The organism is Aliidongia sp. (assembly GCF_035943795.1).
Taxonomy (GTDB): Bacteria; Pseudomonadota; Alphaproteobacteria; order ATCC43930; family CGMCC-115725; genus Aliidongia.
The window spans coordinates 1-17,314 of record NZ_DASZBY010000009.1; the positions used below are offsets into that span (position 1 = coordinate 1).

The 17,314-nt window shown below is 66.2% G+C and carries 14 protein-coding genes; 10 read left to right on the forward strand and 4 right to left on the reverse strand.

Annotated features, from left to right (window positions below; translation table 11 throughout):
• Positions 1-504 (reverse strand): CHC2 zinc finger domain-containing protein (locus VGV37_RS01705; RefSeq protein WP_326877874.1); only part of this gene is annotated, 504 nt, incomplete at its 3' end.
• A 24-nt stretch (positions 505-528) separates the two neighbouring features.
• Positions 529-990: a GatB/YqeY domain-containing protein gene (locus tag VGV37_RS01710; protein WP_326877875.1), complete on the reverse strand. Its 462-nt coding sequence runs from the start codon at positions 988-990 to the stop codon at positions 529-531.
• Between the two features lie 336 nt (positions 991-1,326).
• Between VGV37_RS01710 and carA the strand changes: the two genes are divergently transcribed.
• Genes carA through greA form a run of 3 tightly spaced genes read left to right on the forward strand, consistent with a single transcriptional unit; the run spans position 1,327 to position 6,314 of the window.
• Positions 1,327-2,532, forward strand: a complete 1,206-nt coding sequence (gene carA / locus VGV37_RS01715; RefSeq protein ID WP_326877876.1) for a glutamine-hydrolyzing carbamoyl-phosphate synthase small subunit — start codon at positions 1,327-1,329, stop codon at positions 2,530-2,532.
• Positions 2,525-5,791 carry a carbamoyl-phosphate synthase large subunit gene (carB, locus tag VGV37_RS01720; protein WP_326877877.1) on the forward strand — a complete coding sequence of 1,089 codons (3,267 nt, stop codon included), beginning with the start codon at positions 2,525-2,527 and terminating at the stop codon, positions 5,789-5,791. The genes carA and carB overlap by 8 nt, the downstream gene beginning before the upstream one ends.
• A gap of 52 nt (positions 5,792-5,843) precedes the next feature.
• Positions 5,844-6,314: a transcription elongation factor GreA gene (greA, locus tag VGV37_RS01725; protein ID WP_326877911.1), complete on the forward strand. Its 471-nt coding sequence runs from the start codon at positions 5,844-5,846 to the stop codon at positions 6,312-6,314.
• A 154-nt stretch (positions 6,315-6,468) separates the two neighbouring features.
• Here the strand turns inward: greA and VGV37_RS01730 are convergent, their stop codons facing one another.
• Positions 6,469-6,960: an Lrp/AsnC family transcriptional regulator gene (locus VGV37_RS01730; protein WP_326877878.1), complete on the reverse strand. Its 492-nt coding sequence runs from the start codon at positions 6,958-6,960 to the stop codon at positions 6,469-6,471.
• Between the two features lie 101 nt (positions 6,961-7,061).
• Between VGV37_RS01730 and VGV37_RS01735 the strand changes: the two genes are divergently transcribed.
• Genes VGV37_RS01735 through VGV37_RS01745 form a run of 3 tightly spaced genes read left to right on the forward strand, consistent with a single transcriptional unit; the run spans position 7,062 to position 10,721 of the window.
• A complete protein-coding gene (locus VGV37_RS01735; protein WP_326877879.1) occupies positions 7,062-8,027 on the forward strand; it encodes a mitochondrial fission ELM1 family protein in 966 nt (321 codons plus the stop codon).
• Positions 8,015-9,481: a phosphatase PAP2 family protein gene (locus VGV37_RS01740; protein ID WP_326877880.1), complete on the forward strand. Its 1,467-nt coding sequence runs from the start codon at positions 8,015-8,017 to the stop codon at positions 9,479-9,481. Before VGV37_RS01735 ends, VGV37_RS01740 begins: the two co-directional genes overlap by 13 nt.
• Positions 9,482-9,539: 58 nt before the next feature.
• Positions 9,540-10,721: an ABC transporter substrate-binding protein gene (locus VGV37_RS01745; RefSeq protein ID WP_326877881.1), complete on the forward strand. Its 1,182-nt coding sequence runs from the start codon at positions 9,540-9,542 to the stop codon at positions 10,719-10,721.
• On the opposite strand, the gene VGV37_RS01750 is transcribed toward VGV37_RS01745, so the two are convergent.
• Positions 10,693-12,234, reverse strand: a complete 1,542-nt coding sequence (locus VGV37_RS01750) for a glycosyltransferase family 39 protein (RefSeq protein WP_326877882.1) — start codon at positions 12,232-12,234, stop codon at positions 10,693-10,695. The genes VGV37_RS01745 and VGV37_RS01750 overlap by 29 nt on opposite strands.
• A 156-nt stretch (positions 12,235-12,390) precedes the next feature.
• Here VGV37_RS01750 and VGV37_RS01755 point away from each other — a divergent pair, with 156 nt between their 5' ends.
• The 4 genes from VGV37_RS01755 to VGV37_RS01770 all read left to right on the forward strand — a co-directional run bounded on the left by VGV37_RS01755 (position 12,391) and on the right by VGV37_RS01770 (position 17,119).
• Positions 12,391-14,334: a hypothetical protein gene (locus VGV37_RS01755; protein WP_326877883.1), complete on the forward strand. Its 1,944-nt coding sequence runs from the start codon at positions 12,391-12,393 to the stop codon at positions 14,332-14,334.
• 110 nt (positions 14,335-14,444) lie between these two features.
• On the forward strand, positions 14,445-15,446 hold the full coding sequence (gene trxB, locus VGV37_RS01760; protein WP_326877884.1) for a thioredoxin-disulfide reductase: 1,002 nt from the start codon (positions 14,445-14,447) through the stop codon (positions 15,444-15,446).
• 94 nt (positions 15,447-15,540) lie between these two features.
• Entirely contained in the window at positions 15,541-16,434 is an 894-nt protein-coding gene (locus VGV37_RS01765; RefSeq protein WP_326877885.1) for a LysR family transcriptional regulator, read from the forward strand.
• A 490-nt stretch (positions 16,435-16,924) separates the two neighbouring features.
• Complete coding sequence (locus VGV37_RS01770; protein WP_326877886.1) at positions 16,925-17,119, forward strand: DUF1737 domain-containing protein; 195 nt, start codon at positions 16,925-16,927, stop codon at positions 17,117-17,119.
• Positions 17,120-17,314 lie beyond the last annotated feature (195 nt).

A 17,314-nucleotide genomic window follows, 5' to 3' on the forward strand; every position in this document is an offset into this window, starting at 1 on the left:
ATCGCTGCGCTCGATCGCAGCTGAGAAGCCCGGCGCATAGCCCAGCCGGAACCGTTCGATCGCCGCCCGGTCGAGCCCGCGCTGGTCCAGGTAGGCGCGCGCCGCAGCGCCGCCCTGGCTGTCGAGCTGGGCCTGGAAGAACCCGGCCGCGGCCTCCATGACCTCGACCAGGGTCTTCTGCTTGAAGACCCGCTCGCGCTCCTGCGGCGTGGCCCGCGGCACTTCCAGACCCGCCTCGCCGGCCAGCGCCTCGACCGCTTCGAGAAAGCCCAGGTTCTGCGACTGCATGACATAGCCGATGACGTCGCCATGGGCGCCGCAGCCGAAGCAGTGGAAGAAACCCTTCTCGTCGTTCACCGTGAAGGACGGCGACTTCTCGTTATGGAACGGGCAGAGGCCGCTGTATTCCCGGCCTTTCTTGACCAGCCGGACCTTGCGGCCGATCACGTCGGGCAACGAGACGCGGATGCGGATCTCGTCGAGGAAGCCGGGCGGGAAGGCCATGTCGTCGGGCGGTCTGGCGGTGGATCAGGCGGCGGTCAGCGCTTCCTTGACGAGGGCGCTCGCCTTCTGGAAATCCATCTCGCCGGCATGGCGTTCCTTGAGCGCCGCCATGGTGCGGCCCATGTCCTTGATCCCGCCGGCGCCGATCTCGCCGATCACGGTCTTGATCGCGGCTTTGGTCGTGGCTTCGTCCATCTGCTGCGGCAGGAAACGTTCGATGACGGCGATCTCGGCCGCTTCCTGGTCCACCAGGTCGGGACGGTTGCCTTGCTTGTAAAGCTCGATGCTCTCGCGGCGCTGCTTGATCATGCCTTGCAGGACGGACAGCACGGCCGGGTCATCGATTCCATCGGGATTGCCGTTGCCCCGCGCCTCGATGTCCTTGTCCTTGAGCTTGGCCTGGACCATGCGCAGGGTGGAGGTCGCCCGCTGGTCGCGCGCCTTCATGGCCTCTTTCACCGCATCGGTCAGGGATTGGCGGATCATCGGCATCGTCCTCAATTAATAAGCGGGGCGGCATTCTATCGTCTTTTGCGGCGATTGGCAGAACCGATTCGGCAAATCTCGTCCGTGCCATTCGGGCGACACCCCGGTATGCGCCGGTTGCGTTGCAATGCTGCCCCCAGCCGCAAAACCGGACGTCGCGCTTGACGCCATTTGCCTCAGGGACTACTCGAAAAGCTCGCCGGGCCATGTTCCCCCGGTGACCCTTAAGAGGTCGGTTTTGCCGCGAGATGCGGTGTCCTCCCTGTCGGCTTTGCCCACGGGGGGTCGACGCGCATCTAAAGGTAAGCACGACCTTTTCGATCGAGGAGCCGTCCCATGTCCGAGACCGTCAGCGCGACGTCGCGCCCACCGCGCCCACCCGGCGCCACCGCCGCCTTGGTGTTGAATGATGGAACGGTCTATTGGGGACGCGGCGTCGGCGCCGTGGGCACCCAGGTGGGCGAGGTCTGCTTCAACACCTCGATCACCGGCTACCAGGAGATCATGACCGATCCGTCCTACGCCGGTCAGATCATCACCTTCACCTTCCCGCACATCGGCAACGTTGGCGCCAATCCCGAGGATACCGAGACCACGACCGCCGCCGCCCGCGGCCTCGTCATCCGCACCGACATCACCGACCCGGCCAACTGGCGCGCCGTACAGGGCTTCGACAACTGGCTGAAGAAGAACAACCTGATCGGCCTCGCCGGCATCGACACCCGCGCGCTGACCCGGCGCATCCGCGACAAGGGTCCGCCGAACGGCGCCATCGTCCATGCGCCCGACGGCAACATCGACATCGACGCGCTGCTGGCCCAGGCCCAGGGCTGGCCGGGGCTCGAAGGCATGGACCTGGCACTGGAAGTCAGCTGCCGGCAGACCTATGCCTGGGAGCAGACGCGCTGGAGCCTCGACGGCGGCTACGGCACACTGGAGGCGCCCAAGCGCCATGTCGTCGCCGTCGACTACGGCGCCAAACACAACATCCTGCGCACCTTGGCGGCGAACGGCTGCCGGGTCACGGTCGTGCCGGCCACCGCCACGGCCGACGAGATCCTGCGCCACGAGCCCGACGGCATCTTCCTGTCGAACGGCCCGGGCGATCCGGCCGCGACCGGCGAATATGCCGTGCCGGTGCTGAAGACCCTGATCGAGACCGGCAAGCCGATCTTCGGCATCTGCCTCGGCCATCAGCTGCTGAGCCTCGCCATCGGCGGCACGACCACCAAGATGTCCAACGGCCATCGCGGCGCCAACCACCCGGTCAAGGACCTGGAGACCGGCAAGGTCGAGATCACCAGCCAGAACCACGGGTTCCGCGTCGTGCCCGAGAGCCTGCCGGTCAACACGGTCGTCACCCACGTCTCGCTGTTCGACGGCACGAACGAGGGTTTCCGCATGACCGACAGGCCGGTCTTCTCGGTACAGCACCATCCCGAGGCCTCGCCGGGGCCTCAGGACAGCAACTACCTGTTCGAGCGCTTCGTGCGCCTGATCGACGACCACTCCGCCGAAACGGGAGCGAAGAAGCATGGCTAAGCGGACCGATATCAAGTCGATCCTGATCATCGGCGCCGGCCCGATCGTCATCGGCCAGGCCTGCGAGTTCGACTATTCCGGCGCCCAGGCGTGCAAGGCGCTGCGCGCCGAGGGCTACCGGATCATCCTGGTCAATTCCAATCCGGCGACGATCATGACCGATCCGGACCTGGCGGACGCAACCTACATCGAGCCGATCACGCCCGAGATGGTCGCCAAGGTGATTGCGGCCGAGCGGCCCGACGCCCTGTTGCCGACCATGGGCGGCCAGACCGCGCTCAACACCGCGCTGGCGCTGGCCAAGGACGGCACCTTGGAACGTTACGGTGTCGAACTGATCGGCGCCAAGGAAGAGGCCATCGCCAAGGCCGAGGATCGCCAGCTGTTCCGCGACGCCATGGACAAGATCGGCCTGAAGTCGCCGAAGTCCCGCGCCGTGAAGACGATCGACGACGCGCGCCTGGTGATGGACGAGATCGGCCTGCCCGCCATCATCCGACCGTCCTTCACGATGGGCGGCACCGGCGGCGGCATCGCCTACAACACCGAAGAATACGAGGACATCGTCAAGGGCGGCCTGCGCGCATCGCCGACCAGCGAAGTGCTGATCGAGGAATCGGTGCTGGGCTGGAAGGAATACGAGATGGAGGTGGTCCGCGACCGCGCGGACAATTGCATCATCATCTGCTCGATCGAGAACATCGATCCGATGGGCGTGCATACCGGCGACAGCATCACGGTCGCCCCCGCTCTGACCTTGACCGACAAAGAATACCAGATGATGCGCGACGCCTCGATCGCGGTGCTGCGCGAGATCGGCGTCGACACCGGCGGCTCGAACGTGCAGTTCGCGGTCAATCCGGCCGACGGGCGCCTGGTCGTCATCGAGATGAACCCCCGCGTCAGCCGGTCCTCGGCGCTCGCGTCGAAGGCGACCGGCTTCCCGATCGCCAAGGTCGCGGCCCTGCTCGCGGTCGGCTACACGCTGGACGAGCTCAGGAACGAGATCACCAAGGTCACCCCGGCCTCGTTCGAGCCGACCATCGACTATGTCGTGACCAAGATCCCGCGCTTCGCCTTCGAGAAGTTCCCGGGCACGGCACCGCTGCTGTCGACCTCGATGAAGTCGGTCGGCGAATGCATGGCGATCGGTCGCAGCTTTGCCGAAAGCGTCCAGAAGGCGCTGCGCTCGCTCGAGACCGGCCTCACCGGCTTCAACGAGATCGTCATCGCCGGCGGCGAGAACAAGGATGCGGTGCGCGCCGCTCTCGCCCAGCCGACGCCGGACCGGTTGCTGGTCATCGCCCAGGCGTTCCGCCACGGCCTGACGGTCGAAGAGATCCACGCCGCCTGCAAGTACGAGCCGTGGTTCCTGCGCCAGATCCAGGCGATCGTCGCGACCGAAGCGACGGTCCGCCAGCATGGCCTGCCCCAGAACGCGTTCGAGTTCCATGCGCTCAAAAAGCAGGGCTTCGGCGATGCGCGCCTGGCCGAGCTGGCCGGCACGACCGAGGCGCACGTGACGGCGCTGCGGCACAAGCTGAACATCCGCCCGGTCTACAAGCGCATAGACACCTGCGCCGCGGAGTTCGCGTCCAACACGCCCTACATGTATTCGACTTACGAGGGCGACGGCCTGTCGCCGGCCGAGAACGAGTCGGATCCGACGGACCGCAAGAAGGTCGTGATCCTGGGCGGCGGTCCGAACCGCATCGGCCAGGGCATCGAGTTCGACTATTGCTGCGTCCATGCCGCCTACAGCCTGCGCGAGGCCGGCATCGAGACCATCATGGTCAATTGCAACCCCGAGACCGTCTCGACCGATTACGACACGTCGGACCGGCTGTATTTCGAGCCGCTTACCGCCGAGGACGTGATCGAGCTGGTGCGGGTCGAGCAATCCAAGGGCACCGTCTTGGGCTGCATCGTGCAGTTCGGCGGCCAGACCCCGCTGAAGCTGGCGGCAGCCCTCGAAGCCGCGGAAATCCCGATCCTTGGGACCTCGCCCGACGCGATCGATCTGGCCGAGGATCGCCGGCGCTTCCAGCATTTCCTGGAGGACCTGCACCTGCTGCAGCCGGAAAACGGCACGGCCTATTCGTCCGACGAAGCCGTGGGCGTGGCCGAGAAGCTGGGCTTCCCGCTGGTGATGCGCCCGTCCTACGTGCTGGGCGGCCGCGCCATGGAGATCGTCCATGGCATGCCGCAGTTGAAGCGCTACATGGAAAATGCCGCCAAGATCTCGTCGACCGGCCCCATCCTGCTCGACCGCTACCTGTCGGACGCGATCGAGGTCGACGTCGATGCACTGTCGGACGGCACGGACGTCTATGTCGCCGGCATCATGGAGCATATCGAAGAGGCCGGCATCCATTCGGGCGACAGCGCCTGCTCGCTGCCGCCCTATTCCCTGTCGGCCGAGATCATCGCCGAGATCGAACGCCAGACCAGCGCCATGGCGCTGAAGCTGGGCGTGGTCGGGCTGATGAACGTCCAATACGCGATCAAGGACGGCACGGTCTTCGTGCTGGAAGTGAACCCGCGCGCGTCCCGCACCGTGCCGTTCGTCGCCAAGGCGACCGGCGTGCAGATCGCCAAGATCGCGGCGCGCGTGATGGCCGGCGAGGCACTGCGCAGCCTGGTCCCGGCGATGCGGCCCGACATCCGCCACGTGGCGGTCAAGGAAGCGGTCTTCCCATTCAACCGCTTCCCCGGCGTCGACCTGTTGCTGGGACCGGAAATGAAGTCGACCGGCGAGGTCATGGGCCTCGATTTCGACTTCGGCCGGGCCTTTGCCAAGTCGCAGCTCGGCTCCGGCGTGTCGCTACCGCTCGCGGGCACCGTGTTCGTCTCGGTGCGCGACCGTGACAAGGCGGGCGTGATCGAACCGTGCCGCAAACTGGTCGAGATGGGCTTCAAGCTGGTCGCGACCAGCGGCACCGGCGCGCTGCTCAAGGACGCAGGACTTCCGGTCGACATCGTCAACAAGGTGCTGGAAGGCCGGCCGCACATCGTCGACCGGATGGTGTCCGGCGGCGTTCAGCTGATCTTCAACACGACCGAGGGCAGCCAGGCGATCAGCGACAGCTTCAGCCTGCGCCGCACCGCGCTGACCCACACCATTCCGTACTACACGACTCTGGCCGGTGCGAAGGCCTCGGTTCATGCGATTCAGGCCTTGAAGAGCGGCAGCCTTGAAGTTGCCGCCCTTCAATCCTATTTTGGTGGGCCGTCCGAGCGGGGTGGGACCCCCGCGTAAGGACGGTTTCTTATTCCCGCATCGCCGAAATTCAGGTCAGGCCGTCGAAGAAATGCAAAGAGTTCCTATGACCGTGGGCGGTTTCAGCCGGATGCAGGATGAACTGCGCCGCCTGAAGACCATTGACCGACCGGCCGTGATCCGGGCGATCGCCGAGGCGCGCGAACATGGCGATCTTTCCGAGAACGCCGAATATCACGCGGCACGCGAACGGCAGTCCTTCATCGAGGGCCGCGTCCTCGAGCTTGAGGACAAGATCTCCCGGGCCGAGGTGATCGACGTGAGCAAGCTGTCGGGCGCCGCCGTCAAGTTCGGCGCGACCGTCGTGCTGGCCGACGAAGAAACCGACGAAGAGACGAAGTACCAGATCGTCGGCGAGGACGAGGCCGACATCAAGCAGGGGCTTCTCTCGGTCACGTCGCCGCTCGGTCGGGCGCTCATCGGCAAGCAGGCCAAGGAGAGCGTCGAGGTGACCACGCCGCGCGGCGCCAAATCCTACGAGATCGTCAAGGTCCTGTTCTGAGACGGGCCGCCCTGCTCCGGCCACTCCCGCCCTGGCGGGAATCCAGGGGCTCGGGCTTGCATCGCTTGCGGCCATGACGGGTCGAACCGGCCTCAAAGAGAGAAGGGGCGCGGACATCGGTCCGCGCCCCCGTCGTCTTGCCCGCCTTCGGCGATCAGTTCTCGTCGATCGCGTCCACGTCGATCGGCACGCCGACCGCGTATTTGCTCGACCGGATGGCGAGCGCCGATTTCACGTGGCTGACGTTGGGTGCGGTCGTAAGCTTGGTGGTGAGGAACTTGTGGTAGTTGTCCCAGTCCGTCGCCACGACCTTCAGCAGGAAATCGGTTTCGCCGGCCAGCATGTGCGCCTCGCGCACTTCCGGCCAGCCGCCGACGAGGTCTTCGAATGCCTTCAGGTCGCCTTCGGCCTGGCTGACCAGCCCGACATGGGCGAACACCGTGACGCCATAGCCCAGCGCGTCGGGTTCGATCGCCGCGTGATAGCCCTTGATGTAGCCCGCCTCTTCCAAAGCCCGGACGCGACGCAGGCAAGGCGGTGCCGAAATCCCGGCGCGCCGCGCCAGTTCCACGTTGGTCATCCGGCCGTCATCCTGCAAATCCCGCAGGATCCGCCGATCGATCCTGTCGAGCTTAATTCGACGCATGTATTGAGCCCCCAAAAAAATTTGGGCAACTATCTTACAAATTGTGCGGCCAAATCAACACATCTGAACCGTGCGCATGGGAGATCGGCGGGGAAAATATCGTGAGCGCGGATGTCTGGCTCCTCTATGACGGCAAGGTCGGGCTGCGCAGCCAATTGGTCGGAGTCGCCGAATCCGTTGGCCTGCCGTTCGAGGAAAAGAAGCTCACGATTCGCTACCCCTGGAAGGGTCTGCCCCCGCTTTTATGGTGGAACGGCACGGCCGCGGCCAGCCGCGCGGGCGACCGCCTGTCCCCACCGTGGCCGCGGCTGGTGATTGCAGCCGGCGGACGCTCGGCCGCCCCGGCGCTGGCGATCCGGCGCAAGAACCAGGGGCGGACCGTGGTCGTGCAGATCCAGGATCCGAAGATCCCGCCGGCCCGCTTCGACCTGATGATCGTGTCCGATCACGACAAGGTGCGCGGGCCGAACGTCATGGTCTCGCTGGGCGCGGTCCATCCGGTGACGCCGGCCAAGCTCGCGGCCGCGGCGGCGCTCTGGGCCCCGCGCCTCGGCCATCTGCCCCATCCGCGCATCGCCGTGGTGATCGGCGGCGACAACGGCGTCTATCGCCTGACGCCGGAAATCATGAACGGCATCGCCGACCAGTTGGAGACCCTGGTCGCGAGCGGGGCCGGGCTGATGATCACGACATCGCGCCGCACCGGGGCTGCAGCCGAGTCGATCCTGCGCGCGCGCGTCCAAGGGCCACAGGTCGAGATCTGGTCCGGCACCGGCGAGAATCCCTATTTCGGCTTTCTGGGCTTGGCCGACCACATCCTGGTGACCGCCGACTCGGTTTCGATGATCACCGAGGCGAGCGCATCGGGCAAACCGGTCCATGTGCTGCCGCTGGAAGGCGGCTCGAAGAAGTTCGAGCGATTCCATCAAGCCATGCGCGTCGCCGGTATCACCCGGCCTTTCGACGGGCGCCTGGACAGCTGGCGCTACACGCCGCAGGACGATACCGGCGCCGCCGGCGCGCGGATCCGCCAGATCATGCAGGACCGTGGGTTATGGCCGACCTGACCCGCCTGCCGGTCCCGCTGCTGCTGCTCGCCGGCACCGTCCTCGCCGGGTTGCTGTTCATGACGTTTCCCGGGCTCGACCTGTGGGTCAGCGGGCTGTTCTGGCGCCCGGACGGCGGCTTTTTCCTGCGCGACTGGGCGCCGTTCCGCGCGATCTACGATACGGTGCCGATCGTCACCTGGGCCTTGGTCATAGGCTTGTTGCTGCTGGCGCTCATCGGCTGGATCCTGGGACGCGCGATCGGCCCGTTCGACCGGCGCACCATCCCGTTCCTGCTGCTCAGCATCGCGATCGGGCCGGGCCTCTTGACCAACACGGTGCTGAAGGACCATTGGGGCCGGGCGCGGCCGAACCAGGTCGTACAGTTCGGCGGCACCAAGCAATTCACGCCCGTCCTGCAGCCGAGCGACCAGTGCGGTCATAATTGCTCGTTTCCATCGGGACACGGCGCCATGGCTTTTTCGCTGGTCGGCCTGGGCTTCCTGCCCGCGACCCGGCGCCGGCGACAATGGGTGACCGGCACCGCGCTCGGCTTCGGGACGCTCGTCGCCCTGGTGCGGATCGGCCAGGGCGGGCATTTCCTGTCGGACAACGTCTTCGCCGCCCTGCTGGTCGGCGCGGTCACCTGGGGCCTGCACCGCTGGGTCGTCGAGGCCGACGGGCTGGACCGGCTCTGGACGCGTCGGCTCGCGCGCCGCCTGACCGCGACGCTGACCGGCACGGTCGACCAACTGCACAACCTGCCCCCCTCGCCGCGCCGGGGCTGGCTCATCGGCGGCAGCGCGGCCCTGGTCGCGATCGTCGTGTCCGTCGCCTGGATCGATCGGCCCTTGGCGCTCTATTTCAAGGCCGACGACGACCGGCTGGTGCTGTGGTTTCGCTGGATCACCCAGTTCGGGCTCGGCTGGGGCTGGCTGGTGATTTCGGCCGTGCTGGGGTTCGGGCTCTGGGCGGCGTCCCGGGCCCCGCGCGCCGGCGCCCTGCGCGAGCGCCTGGTCGCCTGGTCGCTGGTCCCGACGTTCGTATTCCTGTCCGTGCTGGTCAGCGGCCTGGTCGCCGATATCGTCAAGATCATCCTGGGCCGAACGCGGCCGAAGCTGTTGTTCTTGGACGGCAGCTTCGGCCTGACCGGCCTGTCGTTCCGCAGCGACCATTGGTCGTTCCCGTCGGGCCACGTGACCAACGTGGCCGCCCTCGCCGCCGCCCTGACCATGCTGTGGCCACGCCACGTCGCGGCCTATGCGCTGTTCGTGGCGCTGATCGCCTTGAGCCGGATCGCCACGACCCAGCATTTCCTCAGCGACACGATCGGTGCCGCCTTTCTGGCGATTCTGGTGACCGCCTATATCCGCGGCGTCTTCACCCGGTCCGGCTTGGCACTCGCCGATCTCAAGGCCGGGGTGCTGCAGGTTCGATCCGCGGTGTCGTGGCGCCAGCGATTGCTGGGCCGCTAGTCCAAAGCCCGGAACAGGCGCATCATCCGGCCACGCGGCGGAACAGACCGGAAGGACGATGATGCGCCTGCTCGGATTGGGCATCCTTCTCGCCATGATGCTTCCTGGGCCGGCAGCGGCGGATCCTCTGCGCATCGCGCTGATCGAGGATTATGCCGACGCGGCCCGATCGGCGGCGATACAAGGCGAGGAGGGGTTTCGGCTCGGCCTCGACTATGCGACCCACGGCACCCGTGCGGTTGGCGGCCATCCTCTCGCGGTCACCATCGTCCAGAGCCATGGCGCCGAGGATGCGGCGAGCCAACTCGCAGCATCCTATCGGGATGGCAAGGCCGACATCGCCGTGGCCTCGGGGCCATCGGAAGACGTCATCGCGATGTTGTCCGTCGCCGCGTCGTCCAAGCATATCCTGCTCGTCGCCACGGCGCGCGCGGACCTGATCACGGGCGGCAATCGCTACGTCTTCCGCACGGCTGCCAGTGCCGGCCAGCAGGCACTCGCCGAAGCGCTGGCGCTGGCCCGCCCGGAACTCAACCTGTTCGTCGCGGCCGAGGACACACGCGACGGCGCGGACGCGGTGGCGGCGCTCAAGACCCTGTGGGGCGACCATGGCGACGGAGGGTTCCTGATCGGATCCCGGCTGGTTCCGCCGGGCACGACGGACGTCGGCACCCTTCTGAGTGCCGAATTCGACGGGCTGCACGACCTCCATGGCGGCAGGACGCTGCTCACGATCTGGTCCAGCTCACCGCCGATCCAGTCGATCGCCGCGACCGACCCCGGCCGGTTCGGCGTCCGGCTCGCGTTCGGCGGCGACATCGATCCGAATGCGCCGCTGCCGCAGACCCCGATCGAGGGGATCACGTCCTATTTCCACACCATGCCGCACAACCGCGAGAACGACTGGCTGGTCGCGGCTTGGCGGCGCCGCCACCGGACCTATCCCGACGGTGCCGTCGCCGACGGCATGACGGCCGCCCTGGCGCTGGTCTCGGCCCTGCGGGCGGCATCGACCCCGGATGCCGACGCGCTGGTCGCGAGCCTGGAGGGCCTGCATTTCGCGACGCCCAAAGGCGGCATGATCTTCCGCAAGGAAGACCATCAGGCGATGCAGGTCATGTACCAGTTCCGCAGTGCGCCCCATGCCCCGACCGGCGCGCCGGTGCTGGCGCACGAATTCACGATCGCGGAGCTGGCGTCCGCGAGCCCGCTCAGGAGCCCGGATCGGCATAGCCCTTGAAGCCGGTCAGCTTGTAGACCGTCACGTCGCGCGTCGGTCCGCCGGCCGGCACCACCACATGGGCGACCGGGACATGGGCGTCGAACCGGTTGAAGACCTCGTCGAGCGCCGGGCCGGTGCGCTGGGTGATCCACAGATAGTCGCCGCCCGGTGCGGCCGCCAGGCTATCGTCCATCTCGAAGCCGTTCTTCACGTGCCCGGCCGGATTCCACATGCGCATGTCGAACGGATGCGGCTGCATGTAGTAGATCAGCGCCGCCATCAGCTCACGCTGGTCGGCCAGCAGCGGCAGCTCCAGGTGCTGCAGGCGGATCTGCGACAGGCTGGTGCCGAGCGTCTGCCAGCCGCGCACCCGATGCAGCGGATCCTGCTTACCGGACAGCGGGTGGCCGACCGCCGACGCGATGTCGCGCGCGCCCAGCAGCAGCACGCACAGCGTCACATGCAGCACGACGGACCATTGCACCAGGCCGTCGCGGCCCTTCTGGTTCAGATAGGCCACGACCAGGATGGTGGCGGTCAGATAGGTCGGTGCCGACCAGTTCGGCTGGGCGCGCGACAGCATCGCCTCGACCAGCATGATGGCGAGCGTCGGCAGCGCGAAACTCATCAGCAGCAGCGCCCGCCGATCGGCGCCGACCTGTCGCGCCCGGACCGCGATGACGATCAGGGTCGCGAGGAAGATCGGCCCGAACACGGCGAACTGTGCCCCGGCAAACTCGGCGAAAGCCCCCGGGTGCAGGCCGTAGTCGCGTACGTTGGCATTGTCGCGGGTGTGCAGATAGCTGACGAAGCCATTGCTCGCGTTCCAGATGAAATTGGGCGAATAGACCGCGACGGTCAGCAGCAGGCTGAGCAGGAACGGCTTCACGTGGCGCCGTTCGTCCGGCACCAGCACCAGGAAGCCCAGCGCCGACCCCAGCCAGAAGCCCATGGCGTATTTCGACAGCAGGCCCAAGCCGCCGGCGACGCCGACCAGGATCCACCAGCGCCCGCCGTCCGGCTCGCGCGCCCGCACGAAGCCATAGGTCGCGGCCGCCCAGCACAACAGCAGCGGCACGTCGGTCGACACGATCAGCGCCGACAGCGAGACCGCCGGCAAGGTGATGAAGGCGATGGTCGACCAGCCGGCGATACGCGCGTCATAGAGGCGCTTGGCGATGCCATGGACGAACAGGCTGGTGGCGACATAGAGCAGCGGTGCCGAGATCTTGACTGCCAGGTCGGTCGTGCCGAACAGATAGGTCGTCGCCCAGATCAGCCAGGCGATCATCGGCGGCTTGGAATAATAGCCGAACTGGAATTTCTGCGCCCAGACCCAGTATTGCGCCTCGTCGGGATAGAGGTCGATCGGCTGGCCGGCGAGCCAGAGCAGGCGCAGGAACGTGACCGCGCCGACGAGCAGCAGCGCGATACGGAAATTGGGGTCGAGTTCGCGGCGCGGGATGATCGCGGGCTTCGGCTTGGCTGCGACCGCAGGGGCCGTAGCGCTCGGGGATTTTCTGGTTCTCATGGCGGGGCGACCCTACCCGAAAGCGCCGATGTGGCGCCAGCCGGTCCGAAGGTCGCAGCCGCGAGCCCGCCGGCCATAGACCCAGCCTATCGCCCCGATCGCTTCCCCCATGCTAAGAGAGGGGTTTCGGGCCGGCCGGATCATCGCCATATCGCTATGTCCAGGCGACCCAAGCCCTTTTCCAGCAAGCCGGACCTCATGGCGCTCAAGATCGAAACATTCTCGTCGCTCAAGGGCGGCAACAGCTTTTTCAAGGCCGTGACCCATCCGGCGGTCGCGGACCAGACGGCGCGCCTGATCCAACGCCTGGCGGAGGCTCCTTCGGTCGCGATTTACGATCCGCTGGGGTTCGCGACCGGCTTTGCGGCGCTGCGCGATCTGAGCGCGACCAGGATCGGCGGCGTCTTCGTCCAGGCGGTGACCGATCTGGGCCAGGAGCGGCTGGGCCTCGCAACGCAGCCGGTGACCGACCTTGCGCGCTCGAACGCCGATCTGGTGTTCGTGGCCGCATTCGACGCCGAGCGGCTGATCCAGCAGATCGCCCATCTGCTGCCGCCCGGTGCCGAGGTCACGAGCCTGGACGCGCTGCGGCTCGAAGCCGATCTAGTGACCAATCCGCGCAGCTATCTGGATCCGCTGAATTTCGCGACGAATTTCGCCTTCTTCCGCGATCGCGATGGCAGCCATACCCGGATCGTCACCGCGAACTACTGGTCGAACTATGGTGCCAAGCAGACGTCCCTGGCGCTGACCCTGTTCGATGCCGCAGGTCAAGTGCTGGCGCGCTGGCGCGAGCCGCTGGCGCCGGGCCAGTCGGCCGTGGTGATCGACAGCCGCACGGTGCGGGCCCGCTTCGATCTGCCGGCGTTCGAGGGGCAGCTGTTCATCCACGCGATCGGCGGTGCCGGCCACGACGTGGTGAAATACGCGCTCGACACGTTCGAGGAAGACGGCCCGTCGCTGTCGTGCACCCATGACGCCAATGCGTGGCCTGCAGATTTCTACGCCGGCCTGCCGGCGCCGCGCGCCGACGAGCGGGTCGTGCTTTGGGTGCAGAACAGCCTGCCGATCGCCATTCCCGCCGGCGGCATCGCACTCAACCTCATGGGCCATAACGAGGTGGTGACGTTCGACGACGAGGTCGCGCCATTTGCGACCGTGCCGCTCGACGTCGCCAGCCTGCTGCCGGATGCGCGCTGGCCGCAGCAGATCGAGATCGCCGCCGGCAAGTATGTCGTGCGCCCGCGCTACGAAGTGACCCGGGCCGGCCGCACCCGCGTGGCGCACCCGAACGTCGAGCGCACGGACCTGAAGCCCGATCCCAGGATCGCCGAGTTGGGTCCGCTGTTCGGCAAGGGCTTCATCCTGCCCGCCCCGATCCTGCCGCCCGGCCAATGGTCGAGCCACGTGCTGCCGACACCGATGGCACTGACCCAGGCGACCCTGCCGGTCGAGGCGACGCTCTACGACCCGGCCGGCCGGGCAATCGGCACGCACCGGTTCGGCAGCCTGGGGCGCCACGAGTCGGTCGCCCTGGAGCTGGACGGGCTGCTGGCCGGCGGGGGCGACCTGCCGTGGGGCCATGTCGAGCTGACCTATGATTTCGCTGCCGGCAAGGAAGTCGACGGCTGGCTGCATGCCTTGTTCCGCTATCAGGACCGGGCGAGCGGCCATGCCGCTGAAACCAGCTTCGGCGCCCACATCTTCAACACGGTGCTGACCTACAAGGACGAGCCGCAGAGCTATGCCGGCCGGCCGCCCGGGCTGAGCACGCGGCTGTTCCTGCGCCTGGGCCAGGCACCGCTCGACACGATCTGCCATCTGGTCTATCCGGCCTCGACCCCGTGGCATCCGCTGTCCCAGACCGACCTCGCGCTGTTGGACGCGACCGGCCGCGAAGTTGCGCGCCGGCGGGTCGAGATCCCCTGCGGCGGGTCGCTGTTCTGGCGGTACCACGAGACATTCCCGGCGGACGAGCGTACCGCCGCCGGGCCCGAGGCCTATGTCGTGATCCGCGACACGACCTGCCGGCTGTTCGGCTACCATGGGCTTGCCGGCGCGGGCGGGCGGTTCAGTTTGGACCATATGTTTGGGTTCTGATGCGCCCGACCCACAAGACTTAGGCTTTCTGAGCCTTAGTTCTTGCGTTTCAGGCGCAACATTCAATACTCTCCAGAGCGTAGTGGCCTTCGAGAGGCCCCGGAGTTCTCATGTCTGAGCGTCATCACACCAAGGTCCTGATCATCGGCGCCGGCCCCGCTGGCTATACCGCCGCGATCTACGCGGCGCGTGCGAACCTGCAACCGATCATGGTGCAGGGCATGCAGCCCGGCGGACAATTGACGATCACGACCGACGTCGAGAATTACCCGGGCTTCGCCGACGTGATCCAGGGTCCCTGGCTCATGGAGCAGATGCAGAAACAGGCCGAGCATGTCGGCACCAGGATGGTGTTCGACCTCATCACCTCGGTCGATTTCTCCCAGCGCCCGTTCGTCTGCACCGCCGACAGCGGCGACGTGTTCGTGGCCGAGACCGTGGTGATCGCGACCGGCGCCCAGGCGCGCTGGCTGGGTCTGGAGAGCGAGGAGCGCTATCGGGGCTTCGGCGTTTCGGCCTGCGCCACCTGCGACGGGTTCTTCTTCCGCAACAAGAACATCGCCATCGTCGGCGGCGGCAATACCGCGGTCGAGGAAGCGATCTACCTGACCAACCACGCCGACACCGTGACCCTGATCCATCGCCGCGATTCGCTGCGTGCGGAGCGGATCATGCAGGACCGGCTGTTCGCCAATCCGAAGATCCGCGTGATCTGGAACAGTTCCGTCGAGGAAATCGTTGGCGAGCAGAACCCGCCGCGCGTTACGGGCCTGAAGCTGAAGGACACGGTGACCGGAGCGGAAAGCGCCCTGGCCGTCGACGGCTTCTTCGTCGCGATCGGCCATACGCCGGTCACCGACATCTTCAAGGACCAGATCACTCTGGACGCCGACGGCTATATCGTGACCAGGCCGGATTCGACCGCGACCAACATTCCAGGGGTGTTCGCCGCCGGCGACGTCAAGGACAAGATCTATCGTCAGGCGGTCACGGCCGCCGGCATGGGATGCATGGCGGCTCTCGAAGCCGAGAAATTCATCGCGGCTCATGAGTCTCACGGGCACCAGGCCCTCGAGGCGAAGGGCAAGACGGCGCTGCGCGCTGCCGAGTGAATGCGCGCGCGGGGTTGGGAAGCGGGAGGCGTCGGACCGGGGGGTTTTCCGATTTAGCCCGTGCAACTGACGCCAGTTTCGACAGGGGACGGGAATGGATTGGGACAAGCTGCGGGTCTTTCATGCGGTCGCGGAGGCTGGCAGCTTCACCCATGCGGGTGATGCGCTGAACCTCAGCCAGTCGGCGGTCAGCCGGCAGATCAGCGGGCTGGAAGAAAGCCTGCAGGTTCCGTTGTTTCATCGGCACGCGCGCGGCCTGATCCTGACCGAGCAGGGCGAGCTGCTGTACCGCACGGCGCGCGACGTGTTCGCGAAGCTGTCGATGACCGAAGCCATGCTGTCGGAAAGCAAGGACCGGCCCAAGGGTCCGCTCAAGGTGACGACGACGGTCGCCTTCGGTTCGGCCTGGTTGACGCCGCGCATCCGCGAATTCCTGGAGCTCTACCCGGAAATCACCTTGAGCCTGCTGGTCGACGACGGCGAGCTCGATCTGTCGATGCGCGAGGCGGACGTCGCGATCCGCATGGCGCCGCCGCGCCAGCCCGACTTGGTGCAGCGGCACCTGATGACCGTGCGCTCGCACGCCTACGCATCGCCGGACTATCTGAAGAAGCACGGCACGCCGACCCGGCCGGAAGACCTGGACGAGCATCGCGTCGTGATCTACGGCGACGATTCGCGCCCGCCGACGCCCAGCATCAACTGGCTGTCGGAAGTGGGCGCCAAGCCCGGGGCGGAACGCCGGCCGATCCTCAAGGTCAACAACATCTACGGCATCTACCGCGCCGTGCAGAGCGGCCTCGGCATCGGCTCCCTGCCCAATTACATGGGCCAGGAGACGAGCGACCTCATCCGCGTGCTGCCGGAACTGTCGGGACCGACGGTCGAGGCCTATTTCGTCTATCCGGAAGAGCTGCGCCCGTCGAAGCGGATCGCCGTATTCCGCGACTTCCTGATCCGCAAGGTCCAGGAATCCCGCCTGACCTGACGGAATAGCGATGGCCTGATCCATGAAACGCCCGCCCCCTCCGGCGGGTGTTTTCATGTTTGTGGCAAGAGTTCGTCATGAAAGCGTCAAATAACCATCAGGGCGATGCGTTATCCGCAGGGGTGACTTGCCCAATTTAAGGGTGGTTTCCGTAAGCAGACTGCCCAATTATTGCACTGCGGGAACGGCGCGGCGCGACACCAACGCGACACACTTCCCAAGGATTTCGCCGATGGCTCCGGTCGTCGGCACCGAGTTCCCAGGCCCAGCGCTTGGGAAAAGGGTCTTCGGATCCTACGTCTCCCAGACGTGAAGCCTCCCTGTTGACTTACGCCCGGAACCCTAGGGTTTCCGGGCGTATTTTTTTATGCCCGCGTCGACGCTCATTCCCGGTGCCTATCGTCACCCACTTGCGACCACAACCGAAGAATGCGAAACGATCCAGGGACATCACCGCAATTCGTGGATCGAAGCAAACTAGAGGTATCGAATGTCGCAAACTCCGCCGGACGGCCTACCGTGCTATCGCCTGATCACGGGCAAGGATGACGCTGCCTTCTGCCGCCGGATCTCTGAGTTGTTGGCACTGGGGTATGAACTGCACGGCTCCCCGGCCGCCACTTTCAATGGCGACCATGTCATCGTGGCCCAAGCGGTGCTCTGGCCCAAAGCCGGCGGTAACTGAAATCTTTCCGGAGCGCCGCCCGAACGCGCCCCGCGCGCGACGGCCTTTCGATAAAGCGGAAAGGTCATCCTGTCGCGGCTGAAATGTCGAGAAATCTGACACCTCAAATAACACTCGTAAAAAAGTCACCCCCATCACAACAGCTTGGTTAAAGGCGCGATATTTGCTTAACAGATTGTTAATTCATCTGTTTGA